This is a genomic window from Corynebacterium coyleae (genome assembly GCF_030408635.1).
Lineage (GTDB): Bacteria > Actinomycetota > Actinomycetes > Mycobacteriales > Mycobacteriaceae > Corynebacterium > Corynebacterium coyleae.
Window position 1 is genome coordinate 253,829 of sequence record NZ_CP047198.1, and the last position, 15,552, is coordinate 269,380.

Below are 15,552 nucleotides of genomic sequence, written 5' to 3' on the forward strand. Positions count from 1 at the left end.
ACGGGGGGATTTTTCATGACCACGTTCCATGACGCCACGCTTCGCGACGCTGTTGCCATGCCGGAGCTTGAACTCACACCACCTGAGGTGCTCGATCAAACCAACCTGGTGGATCCGGTGAAATCGCCGCCGAAACAGGGCTGGCGCAAAATGATCCACACCGCCACTCGTGGTCGCATCAACCCGGGCGGTTCGCGCAAAGAACTCGAGGAGCAGCAGCTTATCGACGCCATCCGTGCGCCCCTGCGCGGCGACTACCGCATTGCGGTGATGAGCCTGAAAGGTGGCGTCGGTAAGACCACAACCACCGTTGGCCTTGGAGGCGTGTTCGCACAGACCCGTGGGGATCGCGTCATCGCCATCGACGCCAACCCGGACCTGGGCACACTTGCCCAACGCGCAGCAACCGCGCCACCGGCCACCATCCGTGACCTGCTCCACGCGCCGGAAACGCACCGCTACCCGCAGGTCAGTGCCTTTACTAACCAGGCAGCATCGCGGCTCGAGGTGATCGGCTCCGAGCGAGACCCGGCGGTCTCCGAGGCGTTTTCGGAAGCCGACTACCGCCACGCCATCGACATCCTGCAGCACCACTACAACGTCATTCTCACCGACTGTGGCACCGGCCTGATGCACTCCGCGATGGCGGGCGTGCTCGACCTGGCCAACGCGCTTGTGCTGGTCACCTCACCTGCTCTCGACGGCGCGCAGTCCGCATCCGCGACCCTCGACTGGCTCAACCTCCACGGCTACGACCAGTTGGCCGCCAACGCTGTCGTGGTCGTTTCCTCATCCGCACCGGGCAAGCCGACCATCGATATGGGCAAGGTCACCGAACACTTCGCCTCGCGCACGCGGGCGGTGCACACGATCCCGTACGACAGGCACTTGGCGGAAGGTGCGGTCGTCGATTTGGAACGCATGGCCCCGGCGACGCTCAAGGCCTACCAGCACCTGGCGGCGACGGTAGCTGCGGACTTCGGTGCGTGGCACCGGCACGCGTTGTAATGTGCCGCGCTAGTCTGGCCCGCATGCGCGTCGCCATGATTTCAATGCACACATCTCCGCTTGAGCAGCCGGGGATAGGTGATGCCGGTGGCATGAACGTCTACGTTCACAACATTGCGACCCAACTGGCTCGCCAGGGCACGCAGGTGGATGTGTTTACCCGTGCGACGCGGCCCAGCCAGGGCGAGGTTGTTGAGGTCGAGCCCGGCTACCGGGTGATCAATATCGTCGCCGGGCCGTATGAGGGGTTGGAGAAAGAAGACCTGCCGACCCAACTCGCTGCGTTCTCCGGCGGGGTGGTGCAGTTCTGCCGAGCAGACGAGCGCTCTTACGACCTGATCCATTCCCACTACTGGCTCTCCGGCCAGGTGGGGTGGTTGCTTGCAGATCTTGCCGGGGTGCCACTGGTGCACACCGGGCACACGTGGGCGGCGGTGAAAAACGCCTACGGGGTGGGTGGATCGGAGTCGGAGGCGCGCCGTATTTGCGAGCAGCAACTTGTGGACAACGCCGAAACGCTCGTGGTCAACACCGAGGATGAAACCAGCGAGCTTGCCCGCTTCTACGACGTGGACCCGTCGAAGATCTCCGTGGTCAGCCCTGGTGCAGATACGGAGTTGTTTACCCCGGGCACGAACCGCAACACGGAACTTGCGCGCCGCCACCTGGGCATTCCGTTGCATGCGAAGGTGGTGGCGTTCGTGGGCAGGTTGCAGGACTTCAAGGGTCCGCAGGTGTTGTTGCGTGCGATGGGGGAGGTCGTGCGCCGCGGCAGCGTCGAAGGTCCGTTGCGCGTGATCATCTGTGGTGGGGCGAGCGGGTCCGGCTCCTCAGTAGAGCACTACCGTGCGATCGCGGACGAGGAGGCGCTGGGTGCCACCGTGCGTTTCCTTGGCCCGCGCCCGCCGGAGGAACTTGTCAGCATCTACCAGGCGGCGGACATTGTGGCGGTGCCGAGTTACAACGAAAGCTTCGGCCTGGTCGCCGTGGAAGCGCAGGCCACAGGTACGCCGGTGGTGGCGGCGAAGGTCGGCGGGCTCCCGATCGCGGTGTGTGACGGGGAGACCGGCCTGCTGGCGGGCAGTCACGACACCAACGAGTGGGCGGACGCGCTGGAGCGGTTGCTTATCGACGACTCCACGCGCATCCACATGGGCGAATCCGCCGTCCGCCACGCGGCCCGGTTTAGCTGGGCGGCGTCGGCAGACCAGCTCGCGGGCGTCTATAAGCAAGCGCTCGACGGTTACGACCCCTGTGAGGCTCCCCGGATCCCCGGCGGCAACTAGCGGATGATCGCGTTCACGGCGGCGCTGATCTCACCTGCACGCTGGTTGGCTGCGGCGCCCGCACGTCCGGCAAGGTCCTGCGCTGCAGCGACTGGGTTTTGTGCCTGAGGGAGACGTTGTGCCTCGCCGGCGAAGCGGGCCGCGTCGGATTGCGCGTTGTGCACCGCACCGGTGAGTTTGTGGAACTTCGTCGGTGCCGGCGCGGGTTTCTTGGCGGCGGCTGGGTTGTGCTGGGCGATTTCGTCGCGAAGCGTTGCAAACTCCGCACGCGGAGCAGGCTTCGCCGGAGTGAACGCCTGGTTGACCTGGCCGTCGGGGATGCCGTAGGCGGATTCGAGGGCGCGGTCGACCTGCTGAGAGTTACCGAACGGGCCGAAACCGATCACCGTCAGGCCAATCGCTTCGCCGGTGCGCGGGTCGTAGTTGATGCCGCCGGAATCACCCGAGGCGTAGTTCAACCCAACGTGCCAGATGAAGTTCTGGGTACGAAACACCTGGGTGCCGCACGAGCGGCCGGTGCGCATGCCGTCTTTGCAGATGGGCTGGCCAAAGTTGTCAAAGCTGATCAGCTCGTTGCCCAGGCTGCGGTAATCCTTCACGCCGGTGATCGCCACGTTCCGGGAAGGTGCAGAACCCCACTGGTCGCGGGAGGTGGACCAGCCGGAGGCAGAAACGCCTGGGTCGAGGCGGACCATGGCCCAGTCGGGCTCGTCGATAATGCGGTAGAAGTCCATCAATTCGCCGTTGCCCAGCTCGAACTTCTTGCGCTGCGTATCAATGGTGCCCACGTGCGGGTAGCGCACTCCGCCACCTTCTCGCACCGGTGCGTACACCTCCGGGCGCACCGTTTTATCGTCCACATCGAAGCAGTGCGCGGCGGTGATCATGATCCGCTTCGTCTGCCCGTCAGGGGTGCGCACCACACCGGAAGGACCCTGGCTGCAGCGCGACGTGTTAGCAAACGAATTAGAGCCCTCGAACAGTGTGGCCACAGGCGCGCCGGGGGCGGCAAGCGCAGGCGCTGCGGCAGCAGATGGGGCAGTGGTCAGTGCCGCGGCGACAGCAACCGCGGCGGCGTAGCGAAAAACCTTGAGCATGCCCACGACACTAAACCTCTTTCGTGGCATGCTTAAAGTCATGGGTAACGGAAAGTTGATTCTTGTACGTCACGGTCAAAGTGAGTGGAACAAGTCGAACCAGTTCACCGGCTGGGTGGACGTCGACCTGACAGAGCAGGGCGAGCGCGAAGCCGTCAACGCCGGCAAGCTCATGGTTGAAAAGGGTGTCCTGCCGGACATCGTGTTCACTTCGCTGCTGCGTCGCGCGATCCGCACCGCCAACATTGCGCTGAACGCAGCGGACCGCCACTGGATCCCGGTTGTGCGCAACTGGCGCCTCAACGAGCGCCACTACGGCAAGCTGCAGGGCCTGAACAAGGCGGAGATCCGCGACAAGTACGGCGATGAGCAGTTCATGGAGTGGCGTCGTTCCTACGACACTCCGCCGCCGGCGATCGACATCGATAACGAGTACGCGCAGACCAACGACCCGCGCTACGCGTTCCTGCCGGAGGTGCCGCGCACCGAGTGCCTGCAGGACGTTGTGCGTCGCTTCCTGCCGTACTACGAGGAGGCAATCTTGCCGCAGCTGCTGCAGGGCAAGACCGTCATGGTTGCGGCGCACGGTAACTCCCTGCGTGCGCTGGTGAAGTACCTCGACGGCATTTCCGACGAGGACATTGCGGCGCTGAACATCCCGACCGGCATGCCGCTGCTGTACGAAATCGGCGAGCGCGGCAAGGTGCTCAACCCGGGCGGTACCTACCTCGACCCGGAGGCTGCCGCTGCTGGCGCTGCCGCTGTGGCTAACCAGGGCAAGAAGTAGCGCTTAGGCTGTGTCGCCAGTTCTTGCGTTTATTCTCGGCGCGCTCGTCGCCGTCCCCGCTGCCCATCTCGGGCGGCGGGCATTGCGTTGGTATGCCCGAAACAGTGTGGACGACCACGATGAAGACACTGGCGTGAGCACTGTCAGCGATATGTTGCACCTGGTGACACAGGGATCGCCCACCGGCATCGTCGTCGTTGGAAGAAATGGCAAGGTGCAACTGTCCAACGCGCGTGCCCACGACATGTCGCTTGTGCACGACGGCACCGTCAACCCCCGCGTACTCGACGTTGCGGAGCAGGTGATGGACGATGCGGAGCAACGTGTCATCGACATGGAGATGCCACAGCGCACCACCGGTAACCGCATCCGTAACGTGCGCGCGGTAGTTGCTCCGTTGACGCTGACGGATAACTCGTCGGTGATCATTTACGGCTCCGACGAGTCTGAGAATGTGCGGATGGAGCACGCGCGGCGTGATTTCGTCGCAAATGTCTCGCACGAGCTCAAAACCCCCGTCGGTGGCATGTCGCTGCTGGCGGAGGCGCTTCTGCAGGATCCGACTGACCCGGAGATGGTCGAATACTTCGGCGGGAAACTGCACAAGGAAGCGCACCGCATGGGGGAGATGATCACGGACCTGATTGCGCTGTCGAAGTTGCAAGGCGCGGAAGCGCTGCCCGACATGGCGCCAGTGCGTGTCGACGACATCATCGACGAAGCCGTCATCCGCAACCACGTCACCGCCGAAAACCGCAAGATTGAAATCAACCGTGGCGCCCCCACTGGGCTGTACGTGCTCGGCGACAAGTCGATGCTCACAGTGGCGGTGGCCAACCTGATATCCAACGCGATCAACTACTCGCCGGATGGGCAGCCGGTGAGCATCACGCAGAAAACGGTGCGCGACAAAGCGGTGCTGATTCGTGTCACGGACCGCGGCATCGGCATTGCGCCCGAGGACCAAAAACGCGTGTTTGAGCGGTTCTACCGGGTGGATAAGGCCCGTTCCCGCTCGACAGGTGGCACTGGCCTGGGGCTGGCGATTGTCAAGCACGTGGTTGCCAACCATGGCGGTAACATAACCGTGTGGTCTAGGCCCGGCACCGGCTCAACGTTCACCATTGAGTTGCCGATCTTTGACCCGGAATCTGTTCACGCCTCTGCTGGCAGAAAGGAACTTGAGCAGCAGTGACGACCATCCTTATCGTCGAGGACGAAGAGAACTTATCGGACCCGCTCGCGTTTTTGCTGGGCAAGGAAGGGTTTGAGACCAAGATCGCGCCGGACGGTCCGACGGCGCTGCAGCTCTTCGACTCTGAAGACATCGATCTGGTTCTGCTGGATCTCATGCTGCCGGGGATGAGTGGCACGGAGGTGTGCCGAAAGCTGCGTGCGGAGTCGTCGGTGCCGATCATTATGGTCACGGCGCGTGACAGTGAGATCGATAAGGTTGTCGGCCTGGAGCTGGGAGCGGACGATTACGTGACCAAGCCGTACTCCACCCGCGAACTCGTCGCCCGCATCCGCGCGGTGCTGCGCCGCGGCCCGGAGGCGGAAAGTGCGGAGGATGCCGACGACCAGCTGCTGAAGGGCGGCCGGGTGGTCATGGACATCGACCGTCACACGGTGCTCGTGGACGGCCAGCCGGTGCCCATGCCGCTCAAAGAGTTCGACCTGCTCGAGTACCTCATGCGCAACGCCGGCCGCGTGCTCACCCGCGGCCAGTTGATCGACCGCATCTGGGGCGCCGACTACGTGGGCGACACGAAGACCCTCGACGTCCACGTCAAGCGCCTGCGCTCCAAGATCGAGGCGGAGCCGAAGCGCCCCACTCAGCTGGTTACCGTGCGCGGCTTGGGTTACAAGTTCGAGGCCTGATCCGTCGCGGGGTGGGTGGCTTTCGCCTCCCGCGGCAGGTTCGTGCGAGCCTCGCAATGCTTTGCGACGATCGCATACGGGACCTCACCAATCAGCGCAATCAACTCGTCCTTCATGGACTGCCAAATCGGCTTGAGGCTGCCGTTGTTTGAGGTGTGGCACTGCGGTGAGGCGGTGCACCACCAGTCGAAATCCTCGCCACCGTCGCCCCACTGGCGGCGGTCGTACTCGCCGATGGTGGTGCGCAGGATCTCGTGGCCGTCGCTACGCTCTTGCCATTCGTCTTCGCGGGAGAACGGCACCTGCCAGCACACTTCCGGCTTAGTGCCAACGATGTTGTGGCCTTCCGCCATCGCCCACTGGTGCAGCGCACAGCCCGCACCGGTCGGGTGGCCGGGGCGGTTGGCGAAGATGCAGGCGCCGTCGACCACCTTTGTCTTGATGTGCGGGCCGTCGTCCTCTTCATCGCTGTCGTCCCACTCCAGCCACGGCTCGAGCCACGTGGGGTCGTCGGCCTTGAAGAACTCATCCGTGTCGGCCGGACGCAACTGCCAGTACTTCGCCGGCATCAACGCAACGGAGTTATATACGGTGTCGCGGTCTTCTTCGTCGGCAATGTATGCGCCGTGGATGCAGCAGCCGACCGCCTGGTTGGATTCGTCGATACCCAGGCACTGTGACGTGCCAAAGCGGCATGACCACGTGGACTCGAGCCAGGTCAGATCTAGCGAAAACGTGTGGTCAGGGTCCTCCGGGTGGACAAACTCAAACCATTCGCGCGGGAATTCCTGGGCCGTTTCCCTGCCTGCCGCAATGGAGCGACCTGCCGGGGAATCTGCCGGAAAGCCAAGAAAAACAGGATTCGGGGCTGGTTGATTCACACTTGCACACCGTAGACCCGTTACGCTGAGGTGGTGCGATTAGGTGTATTAGACGTCGGAAGCAACACCGTCCATCTTGTGGCGGTCGATGCATACGGTGGCGGACGCCCCACCCCGATGAGTGACTGGAAGCAGCCGCTGCGGCTTGTCGAGTTGCTGGATAAGAAAGGCAACATCGAACAAAAAGGCATCGACAAACTTGTCGACGCCTGCCAGGAAGCAGCCGACCTCTCCAACAATCTCAAGTGCAAAGAGGTCCTTGCCTTCGCCACCTCGGCAGTGCGCTCCGCGACGAACTCCGAGGACGTGCTGAAGCAGGTGAAGAAGAAAACCGGCGTGGACCTAGAGATCCTCTCCGGCGAAGAGGAAGCACGCCTGACCTTCCTCGCTGCCCGCCGCTGGCACGGCTGGTCCGCCGGCCGCATCACCAACCTGGACATCGGCGGTGGCTCGCTCGAGATTTCCTCAGGCACCGAAGAAATGCCGGACCTGGCAGTGTCGCTGGACCTCGGCGCTGGCCGTCTGACCCACGAGTGGTTCGACACCGACCCGCCAGAGCGTAAGAAGATCAACATGCTGCGCGACTACATCGACGCGGAACTCGCCGGCCCCGCCGAAGAATTTAAAGCACTCGGCGAGGTAGGCCTGGCGGTGGGTACGTCGAAGACGTTCCGCTCCCTTGCCCGCCTTACCGGTGCAGCACCATCGTCGGCAGGTCCGTTCGTGCAGCGCACCCTCACCGCACCCGGTTTGCGCCAGCTCATCGCGTTCATTTCACGCATGACAGCAGCGGACCGTGCGGAGCTCGAAGGCATCAATGCGGACCGATCCCACCAGATCGTCGCCGGTGCCCTCGTTGCCGAGGCTGCAATGCGCGCACTAAATATTGATAAGTTGGAGATCTGCCCGTGGGCCTTGCGTGAAGGCGTGATTCTGAAACGCATCGACCAGGGCGGTTTGAATGCCGATAAAGGAGACGACGAGTAAATGGCCGACAAGCAGCTCACGGTAGCCGAGCTCCTCGCGCGCGCCGAGAAGGAAAATCCTTCGGCCACACGACGCCCCCGGCGCCGCCGCAGCCTCGAAGACGGTGGCGTTTCGGTCGCCGAGCTCACCGACTCCTTTAAGAAGGTCAACGTCAAACCTGTCGAGGCGAAGCACTCGAGCGTGCCTATCGACGCCCCCGCCGAACCGGCAAAGACCCCCAAGCAGGAGAAGCCTGCGGAGAAGCCTGCCAAGCAGGAGAAGCCTGAAGAGGCAGTGGCCAAGGCGAAGCCGACTCAGGCTCCGCCTGCCGAAGACGACACCCACGTCATTCCGGTCGTGCGCGAAGGCGCTGCCAAGCCGGCAGGAAAGCCGGCAGAGAAACCTGCTGCTAAGCCTGCGGAGAAGCCTGCAGCACAGGCCACGGCACCGGCGGCGCCTGCGGCAGCTGCGGCTGCTGTGGCGGCTCCTCAGTCGGAGGAGAAGCCGGTAGAGGAGGTAGTCGTCGATAAGCAGGATGCGGAGCTCGACCTGTTCGAGAACGACCTGCCTGATGAGGACGTCCGCGACATCGAAGTCGAGGACGCCTCCATCAACCCGATTCTGATGGTGCTGCTCGTTGGCCTGGGCGTGCTGCTGGGTGTGCTTGGGTTCCTGGCATTCAAGTGGCTGTGGGCGCACGTCATCCCAGTTGTCGCGGTGCTGCTTGGCATCGTCGCAGTGGTCGGCGTGGTCTTCGGTGTGCGTGCGATGCGCACCGGACGTGATGGTCTGAACATGGCGCTTGCAGGTATCGCTGCAGCAGTTATGGCATTTGGGCCCGCGTTGATCTAAACATGGCAACCATGGCAAACATCGCAATTATTGGCGCCGGAAATATCGGCGAAGCGCTCCTGTCGGGTCTGATCCAGTCCGGTTACGACCCGGAGAAGATCACGGCGACGAATAGGTCGTCGCAACGCAGCGAAGTATTGCGTGAGCGCTACGGCGTGCGCACCACCAACGACAACCACGAAGCCGTACAGCACGCCGACGTCGTGTTCCTGTGCGTGAAACCCGCGGGCATCCTCGACGTCATCGCCGAAATTGGCGAAGGCTTTGGCGACGCCGACAACACCCCGGTCCTGGTCTCCATGGCAGCAGGTATCACGCTGGCAGCGATGGAAGAGGCAGTGGCGCTCGCAGGCGCCCCGATCGCGCGCGTTATGCCGAATACGCCCATGCTCGTCGGTAAGGGCGTGCTTGCGGTGACCTACGGGCGTTTCGTTGACGACGAGCAGCGGCAGACCGTCGATGAACTGCTCGCCGCCGCCGGCGAGGTTGTCACCGTCACCGAACCGCAGATCGACGCAGTGACCGCAGTGTCCGGCTCCGGCCCTGCGTACTTCTTCCTTGTCACCGAAGCGATGGTGGACGCGGGCGTGTCCCTCGGCCTGCCGCGCGACCTTGCGGAGCGTCTGGCTAAGGCCACCGCGGCCGGTGCAGGCGCGATGCTGGAAGGCGAGGATGGGCCCGTGCAGTTGCGTGCCAACGTTTCGTCCCCGGCAGGCACAACCGCGCGTGCGATCCGCGAGTTGGAGGAGTCCGGTCTGCGTGGTGCGTTCTACCGCGCGATGGAGGCCTGTGCGCGCCGGTCGAAGGAACTTGGCGAGGAATAACCCCGGTAGTCACACCCGTCACAACTGATGCTGTGTGTTCACTACCTGCACTCTGAAAAAATTCTCTCCCTTAAGTCGCACTCAACCCATGTTTCACGTTAGGGTGGTTGGAGCACGTGCGTGTTCGTCCTGCGGGAGGGGAAGCCTGCAGCGCGTTTGCGTGCCGAGAGGTAAGAATTAAGTGGTTAATGAAGATAAAGGAAAGTTCCTGACGGTCGCCGAAGTCGCGGAGATTATGCGCGTCTCCAAGATGACCGTCTACCGCCTCGTTCACTCCGGCGAACTGCCTGCCGTCCGCGTAGGCCGTTCGTTCCGTGTCAACGAAAACGCGGTGAACGAATACCTGGAGTCCTCCGTCTACGACGTGGGGTAAAACCACTCCAGACCCCTACGAAACGCCCGTTCCCACCTGATTTCAGTGGGGGAACGGGCGTTTTCGGTTTTTGGCTGCTGGTCTGCACGCCTGTATGCTTGGCGTGTTCAGGTTGGCCACAACCTGTGGGAGTGTGCACCTCCCACTGTTCCGCGCAAGCGGTCGTGCCGACCACGTACGTACGAAGCAACGTTAGAAAAGAGGAAGCCTTATGGGTTCAGTTATTAAGAAGCGCCGCAAGCGTATGTCGAAGAAGAAGCACCGCAAGATGCTCCGCCGCACTCGTGTGCAGCGTCGTAAGCTCGGCAAGTAAGCCAAGCGCCGCCCGCCTCCGTTTTTGTGGAGGCGGGCTTTTTGTTTGCCTTCCGTGGAGCGGATGGTGGGGTGTGGGTGTGTCCCTATATATGGCGTCGGATTGGGGTTGGGGCGGATGGTGGGGTGGTGTTCTCCTGGTCTGTGGGCTGATCGTCTAGCTGGGCTTGTGATGCTGCTAGACGGTCTCGTTTTGGCCTCTGTGTTTGCCCTGGTGGTGTTGGGGGTGTTTGTCGTTATGGGGCTGATCGTCTAGCTGGTGTTTCAGGGAGCTAGACGATGAGCGTTGGGGTGGTGGGCTGGTGTGTTCGTGGGGTTGAAACGCCCTGTTTTCGTGTCTCGAAGGCTATTGTTGCGTGTGTGCTCGTAAAACGGGGGTAATTTCCGGGGGTAAGCAGGTGGTGCGGATTGCTGAACAATCCGCACGTCACACCCATTTCGAGCCGTTTTCACAGTCGTTGAACAATCCTTCCGACCATTTTAGGGCTGTTTTGAAGTGCTGTTCCGGCATTTCCCCAGGTCGCGATTCAAACGGGCGGGTGTTGGCTGAAAACACCCTTAAACCGCATACTATGCATGCATAAAGATTGTTCAACGAAGTGCACCCAAGGCAAATCAGATCGTTCAACAACCCTTCGCCTCGGTCTGGAATGTGGGTTGGATTGGTGAACAATCCAGACGTTAACCAGGGGCAAAGCGTTGAACAATCCAGAAAAAACGTTGAACAATCCCGCCAAAAAACAATGTGTCCAGCAACCGTTTTACCTGCGCATACAAACTGCATAACCTTAAGCGTGTCAGGAAGAACAGGTCCTGATCAGCGAAACAAGAAATCACCAAGGAGCACCACCAATGCGCAACGCAATCCGCAACACCATCGCAGCAGCACTGACTGCCACCATGGCCATTGCCGGTATCACCCCCGCCAATGCGTGCGACGCTTGCGATGAGCAAGCATTGATCGCCCCGGTTGATTTCGGCGCTGGGCTCGACCTGGTTGATTCTGACGGCGACGGCCTTCCCGACGTATGGGAACAACACGGTGTCATCTTGTCTGACGGCACTGCAGTACCGCTTCCCGGTTATGGGGCTGATGTGAATCGTCCGGATCTGTTTTTGCAACTGAACTGGATGGCGTCCGAATACCGCAGCCTTGGCTGCGAAGACACCTACGTTGACGCTTGTGATTTCGCTGACAAGCGCAACCTTGGCCCATCGGCACAGATGCTCAAGGAGATGGTCGACCTGTTCGACGACCACGGCATTAACCTGCACATCGACGCAGGCGAGTTGTTTACCAACATCCCCAACTACACCCCACAAGGTGGGGAAACCGTCGACTACAACCGCTACTACTTCAAGGATGAAATCCAGGCGTACAAACTGCTCGACAACATCGAGGAGTTCTTAGGTGAGCGTGACAACATCTTCCGTATCGGGGTTATCGGTGATCAGATTGATCAAGGTAACTACGCCTCGGGTATTTCCTTGGTTGGTGATAACTCGTTTTTCATCGCGAATAACCGCCTGATGGGATCGGATGCAAAACTGCGCAACACCATCCTGCACGAGTTAGGCCACACTCTAGATCTTCGCCACTGGGGTGCTAACGACACCGTCGGCGAGTTGATGAAAGGTGTTTCCCTTCCGATGGCGCCGGAGTATGACTCGGTGATGAACTACCTGTACCAGTTTGGCAAGTTCAACTACTCGGAAAAGCCATACCTGCTTGAAACCCCCAACGGCAACGCGGTTGTCCCCGCCGACTGGGACGTACTAAAGATCAATACTGCGCGTATTGCTGCTGACAACCTTGAAATCGGCGACTTCAGTGCCATGGCAGGTGCCATCATCGACAACAAACCAGAAGCACCCGCCAAGGTTGACGACAAGGCAGAAGCACCAGCACAGGTCGAAGCAGAAGCCCCGGCTCAGGCCGACAAGGCTAACGACAAGGCCGAGGAGCAGGTACAAGACCAGGCAGACGCTGACGACAACAAGGCAAACGCTGAGGAGCAGGAAGCACCGGCCAAGGTGGACAACGCCAACAAGCAGGCAGACAACAAGCCTGCAGAAGCAGACGGCAACATCGTCGCCATCGTCGCCCCGATCGTCGCCCTGCTAGCCATCGTCGGAATCGGCTTCGCCTTCGCCAACATGATGCTCTAAAACCAAACACCCAAACCACAAAGAGTGTGCCCCAATGAGGGCACACTCTTTTCGTTGCTGCCCCTGATCGTCTAGCACGACCACAAACCCAGCTAGACGGTCTCGAAACCGCCTTCACAAACCTCCAGGTGATAACGACCACCATGGTCAATACGGAGCTCATCGTCTGGTTGCACAACCACCGAGCTAGACGACCAGCGGAAAACAGCAGGCCAGGATTGCGGGAACCCAAAACTACGAGGCATAACAGTGCGATACCAAGGACGGTGAGTCTCGCTGCCTAATATGAACGTATGAATCGGGATGCTTTAGAGCCCATTTCGGAGTTGCCTCGTGGCGAGTTCGCCTTTCCAGGCCCGCTCCGTGACGCTCTTGTCAACGCCATCCTGGACGGCACGAAAACTGCGACAGCATCCTTGCTGGCTGAATACCCCAACGACTATCAGCCGCATGAGGAAGTGGGTGCCCTCGAGGCCGTCCTTGACTCACATGACAACGTGGTGTGCGTCATCCGCACGACTGAGGTTCAGATTTACCGGTTGGCGGACGTGAGCGACGAGCATGCCATCGCCGAGGGGGAGGGCTACACGGATGCCGGCGAATGGCGTGCCGGGCATGAACGTTATTGGCGCTCGCCAGAATTTGTGGAATACATCGGGGAGCTTGATATCGACGACGACACGCAGGTGGTGTGCCAACGCTTTACCGTTGATGAGCGGTACCCGATCAGGCCGATAGAGCCATGGGACTCGTTGGTATGAGCAGTCCGGGATCTGGGATCTTAGGGTTGTGAACCTCTACTGAGTGGCATCTCGTAGAGCAGCTTTTCGGAGTAGGTTCATCCGGATTTCGCGCGCTGTGCTGAAGTGCTGCTTGGCAATATCTCGAGCGGCCGCAGTATTGCGATCGCTAATTGCTTCTATGAGTTTAGCGTGCTCATTCAGGGCCTCGTTTTGTCGATCGTCGACGCTAAGCGTGGATGTAGGAGCGTGAACCAAATGGGTCATGAGGCGCTCTAGTAGATCGATAAGAACAGGATTTTGGGTCGCTTTCCAGACTGCACGGTGAAATTCCAGGTTGGTTTGGATGAGCTCGGCATCCGTCGGATTTTCTAAGCTCCTATCTCTTTCCAGGAGTGCTTCAAGCGTGAGGATATCGTTCAGGTTCCGATTCTGAGCAGCTTGGCCGGACGCTTCGACTTCGAGCAAGATCCGCATGTCGTAGACTTGGATAACTTGTTCTGGATCCAAACCGCGCACTTCGAGACCTCGATTAACGCGTTCTGCCAACCCCAAGTCTTCTAAACGGGAAAGTGCATCTCTGACCGGTGTACGAGAAACGCCAAAGCGGTTAGCCAGCTGGACTTCTTTCAGTTGAGTGCCGGGCAGAAGCGTGCCATTCAATATCTCGTTGCGAAGTTGGGTGAATATGTCATCGCGCATTTTGAGAGCCTCCGTAAAAATTGCCCGGCCGAAGGGCCGGGCTAGTTTGTACACCAGTGTTCCGCTATTTATGCAACACTACCTGCACGGCGACCAAAGACGCATCCCGCTGCAAGTCCAGATCCACCAGGGTAGTTCGTGGAGAACAGTCCGCCGAGAGCTTCGCCGCAAGCAAACAGTCCTGGAATGATCTCGCCAGATTCATTGAGAACTCTCCCGTTGTCGTCGCCCTTCAGACCGCCAAAGGTGAAAGTGATGCCACAAGTAACCGGGTAGGCATAGAACGGTGCCTTATCGATAGGCGTTGCCCAGTTGGATTTCGGCGGAGTTACAGAGGACGCCTTTCCATCTTTGACTGTGGGATCAAACTCTGCATCGTTGACGTTCGCGTTGAAGTCGTTAATCGTCGCAACGAATGTGTCTGGGTCTACACCAATCTGCTTTGCGAGCTCTTCCAGAGAATCTGCCTTCACCTCGGAGATTCCTGGCATGTCGTACTCTTCGGTGCGAAGCGTTGGGCGGAGATCAGCATCAAAGATCTGATAAGCGATTGAGTCGGGCTGCTCAAGGATTACTTTTCCGTACTTTGCGTAGGTGTAGTTTCGGAAATCCGCTCCTTCGTCGAGGAAGCGCTTGCCCTCATTGTTGATGAGCAGGCCCAAGAAGTACGACTGACGGGTCAAGCGGTTGGTGAGTTCGATATTGGATTCGTTGATCTCGGGGTTTGCATCCCATTGAACTGAGTGGCATGTCTCCCAGTCTCCGCCCTTCGCGGCACCGATCTTCAGAGCAGCGCGGAGCATGTCGCCAACGTTGTATAGGGTGCCACGGACCCTAGCGTTCGCCCAGCGCTCACCCAGGTACTCAGCACGCATTTCGGGGGAGGCCTCAAAACCGCCCGAGGCAATCACTGTGGATTCGGCGCGGAGCGTGAACTGCTGACCATCCTTTTCTGCGATGACCCCGCATACCTTTCCGTCTTCAAGGAGAAGGTCTAGCGCGCGCACCCCGTATCGAATATCAACGCCGTTTTCCTGAGCAACGCGTGTGTGGTCAGCGATGAGGCCTACGCCACCGTCTACATTTCCAACATGCAGGCCGCCCCAGAAGAGGTATGAACCATCTGGACGTTTGTACGCCTGACGCTCATACATCAAGCGGTACTTCAATCCCAAGGACTTGAGCCAGCGAAGGGCATCGGCAGATTCATTGACCAGGATCTCTGCCATACGAGCATCTGTCCGACCTTCGGTGACACGCTCCAGGTCAGCACGGTACTCATCTGCCGAATAGGGAGGCACGACGGTATTTTCGTGCCTTTCGTCAAACTCAACGAGATCCTTAAGGTCTTCCAACCCACCGTGAGCGATTCGGGTTGCTCCGGCGGTGAAGTAGGAATTTCCGCCTGCTCTGTCACCTTCGCCGCGTTCGAGAAGGATGACTTTGCGTCCGCGTTCTGCAGCAGCATGGGCGGCACTGAACCCGGCGTTTCCGCCTCCGATCACGATGACGTCTGCATCGATGTCCTGGCGCGCTGTTGAAATGTTGTCTGACATAAGTGTCCTTTCGGCATTGAAAGTGTGCTGCATCTCAATGTACTGAGAATAAAACAAACTAAGCACAACTAGAAACAGTAATCAACCCCTTATGTTCAGAATGTTTTTAGTGTAGAAA

At 60.1% G+C, this 15,552-nt stretch carries 16 protein-coding genes; 12 read left to right on the plus strand and 4 right to left on the minus strand.

What is annotated here, in order from left to right; translation table 11 throughout:
- Positions 1 to 15: 15 nt before the first annotated feature.
- A complete protein-coding gene (locus tag CCOY_RS01140) occupies positions 16 to 1,008 on the plus strand; it encodes a MinD/ParA family ATP-binding protein (RefSeq protein WP_244268665.1) in 993 nt (330 codons plus the stop codon).
- Positions 1,009 to 1,031: 23 nt separating this feature from the next.
- Positions 1,032 to 2,294, plus strand: coding sequence for a D-inositol-3-phosphate glycosyltransferase (gene mshA, locus CCOY_RS01145; protein ID WP_092101294.1), 1,263 nt, complete (start codon positions 1,032 to 1,034; stop codon positions 2,292 to 2,294).
- Here mshA and CCOY_RS01150 read toward each other — a convergent pair.
- Positions 2,291 to 3,391: a chymotrypsin family serine protease gene (locus CCOY_RS01150; RefSeq protein WP_143028447.1), complete on the minus strand. Its 1,101-nt coding sequence runs from the start codon at positions 3,389 to 3,391 to the stop codon at positions 2,291 to 2,293. The two genes, mshA and CCOY_RS01150, sit on opposite strands and share 4 nt — an antisense overlap.
- Positions 3,392 to 3,431: 40 nt before the next feature.
- Here CCOY_RS01150 and CCOY_RS01155 point away from each other — a divergent pair, with 40 nt between their 5' ends.
- The 3 genes from CCOY_RS01155 to CCOY_RS01165 are packed head-to-tail and all read left to right on the plus strand — an operon-like array spanning position 3,432 to position 6,059.
- Complete coding sequence (locus CCOY_RS01155) at positions 3,432 to 4,178, plus strand: phosphoglyceromutase (RefSeq protein WP_070421582.1); 747 nt, start codon at positions 3,432 to 3,434, stop codon at positions 4,176 to 4,178.
- Positions 4,179 to 4,188: 10 nt separating this feature from the next.
- On the plus strand, positions 4,189 to 5,373 hold the full coding sequence (locus CCOY_RS01160; protein ID WP_208856577.1) for a sensor histidine kinase: 1,185 nt from the start codon (positions 4,189 to 4,191) through the stop codon (positions 5,371 to 5,373).
- Positions 5,370 to 6,059, plus strand: a complete 690-nt coding sequence (locus tag CCOY_RS01165; protein ID WP_070453179.1) for a response regulator — start codon at positions 5,370 to 5,372, stop codon at positions 6,057 to 6,059. Before CCOY_RS01160 ends, CCOY_RS01165 begins: the two co-directional genes overlap by 4 nt.
- Here CCOY_RS01165 and CCOY_RS01170 read toward each other — a convergent pair.
- Entirely contained in the window at positions 6,041 to 6,940 is a 900-nt protein-coding gene (locus CCOY_RS01170) for a DUF3109 family protein (RefSeq protein WP_092101298.1), read from the minus strand. The two genes, CCOY_RS01165 and CCOY_RS01170, sit on opposite strands and share 19 nt — an antisense overlap.
- A 33-nt stretch (positions 6,941 to 6,973) precedes the next feature.
- On the opposite strand from CCOY_RS01170, the gene CCOY_RS01175 reads away from it, so the two are divergent.
- The 7 genes from CCOY_RS01175 to CCOY_RS01205 all read left to right on the plus strand — a co-directional run bounded on the left by CCOY_RS01175 (position 6,974) and on the right by CCOY_RS01205 (position 13,197).
- Entirely contained in the window at positions 6,974 to 7,927 is a 954-nt protein-coding gene (locus CCOY_RS01175) for a Ppx/GppA family phosphatase (RefSeq protein WP_070421581.1), read from the plus strand.
- Positions 7,928 to 8,758, plus strand: a complete 831-nt coding sequence (locus CCOY_RS01180; protein WP_092101300.1) for a hypothetical protein — start codon at positions 7,928 to 7,930, stop codon at positions 8,756 to 8,758. It abuts the gene before it with no gap.
- A gap of 11 nt (positions 8,759 to 8,769) precedes the next feature.
- Positions 8,770 to 9,582 (plus strand): pyrroline-5-carboxylate reductase, encoded by an 813-nt coding sequence (gene proC, locus CCOY_RS01185; protein WP_070421580.1) that lies wholly within the window; start codon positions 8,770 to 8,772, stop codon positions 9,580 to 9,582.
- A gap of 181 nt (positions 9,583 to 9,763) precedes the next feature.
- Positions 9,764 to 9,955: a helix-turn-helix domain-containing protein gene (locus CCOY_RS01190; RefSeq protein WP_070421497.1), complete on the plus strand. Its 192-nt coding sequence runs from the start codon at positions 9,764 to 9,766 to the stop codon at positions 9,953 to 9,955.
- A gap of 211 nt (positions 9,956 to 10,166) precedes the next feature.
- Complete coding sequence (locus CCOY_RS01195; RefSeq protein ID WP_003855542.1) at positions 10,167 to 10,268, plus strand: 30S ribosomal protein bS22; 102 nt, start codon at positions 10,167 to 10,169, stop codon at positions 10,266 to 10,268.
- A gap of 851 nt (positions 10,269 to 11,119) precedes the next feature.
- A complete protein-coding gene (locus CCOY_RS01200; protein WP_092101304.1) occupies positions 11,120 to 12,436 on the plus strand; it encodes a hypothetical protein in 1,317 nt (438 codons plus the stop codon).
- Positions 12,437 to 12,729: 293 nt separating this feature from the next.
- Positions 12,730 to 13,197, plus strand: a complete 468-nt coding sequence (locus CCOY_RS01205; protein ID WP_092101306.1) for an ASCH domain-containing protein — start codon at positions 12,730 to 12,732, stop codon at positions 13,195 to 13,197.
- Positions 13,198 to 13,233: 36 nt separating this feature from the next.
- On the opposite strand, the gene CCOY_RS01210 is transcribed toward CCOY_RS01205, so the two are convergent.
- Positions 13,234 to 13,878 carry a GntR family transcriptional regulator gene (locus CCOY_RS01210; RefSeq protein WP_070839255.1) on the minus strand — a complete coding sequence of 215 codons (645 nt, stop codon included), beginning with the start codon at positions 13,876 to 13,878 and terminating at the stop codon, positions 13,234 to 13,236.
- A gap of 68 nt (positions 13,879 to 13,946) precedes the next feature.
- Positions 13,947 to 15,434: an FAD-dependent tricarballylate dehydrogenase TcuA gene (gene tcuA, locus CCOY_RS01215; protein ID WP_092101308.1), complete on the minus strand. Its 1,488-nt coding sequence runs from the start codon at positions 15,432 to 15,434 to the stop codon at positions 13,947 to 13,949.
- Positions 15,435 to 15,552 lie beyond the last annotated feature (118 nt).

Bases quoted from the DNA above. Each gene is read 5' to 3' on its own strand.
- tcuA (WP_092101308.1), bottom strand. From the start codon at position 15,434: ATGTCAGACAACATTTCAACAGCGCGCCAGGACATCGATGCAGACGTC.
- CCOY_RS01140 (WP_244268665.1), top strand. From the start codon at position 16: ATGACCACGTTCCATGACGCCACGCTTCGCGACGCTGTTGCCATGCCG.
- CCOY_RS01195 (WP_003855542.1), top strand. From the start codon at position 10,167: ATGGGTTCAGTTATTAAGAAGCGCCGCAAGCGTATGTCGAAGAAGAAG.
- proC (WP_070421580.1), top strand. From the start codon at position 8,770: ATGGCAAACATCGCAATTATTGGCGCCGGAAATATCGGCGAAGCGCTC.
- CCOY_RS01200 (WP_092101304.1), top strand. From the start codon at position 11,120: ATGCGCAACGCAATCCGCAACACCATCGCAGCAGCACTGACTGCCACC.
- CCOY_RS01210 (WP_070839255.1), bottom strand. From the start codon at position 13,878: ATGCGCGATGACATATTCACCCAACTTCGCAACGAGATATTGAATGGC.
- CCOY_RS01150 (WP_143028447.1), bottom strand. From the start codon at position 3,391: ATGCTCAAGGTTTTTCGCTACGCCGCCGCGGTTGCTGTCGCCGCGGCA.
- CCOY_RS01180 (WP_092101300.1), top strand. From the start codon at position 7,928: ATGGCCGACAAGCAGCTCACGGTAGCCGAGCTCCTCGCGCGCGCCGAG.
- mshA (WP_092101294.1), top strand. From the start codon at position 1,032: ATGCGCGTCGCCATGATTTCAATGCACACATCTCCGCTTGAGCAGCCG.
- CCOY_RS01155 (WP_070421582.1), top strand. From the start codon at position 3,432: ATGGGTAACGGAAAGTTGATTCTTGTACGTCACGGTCAAAGTGAGTGG.
- CCOY_RS01205 (WP_092101306.1), top strand. From the start codon at position 12,730: ATGAATCGGGATGCTTTAGAGCCCATTTCGGAGTTGCCTCGTGGCGAG.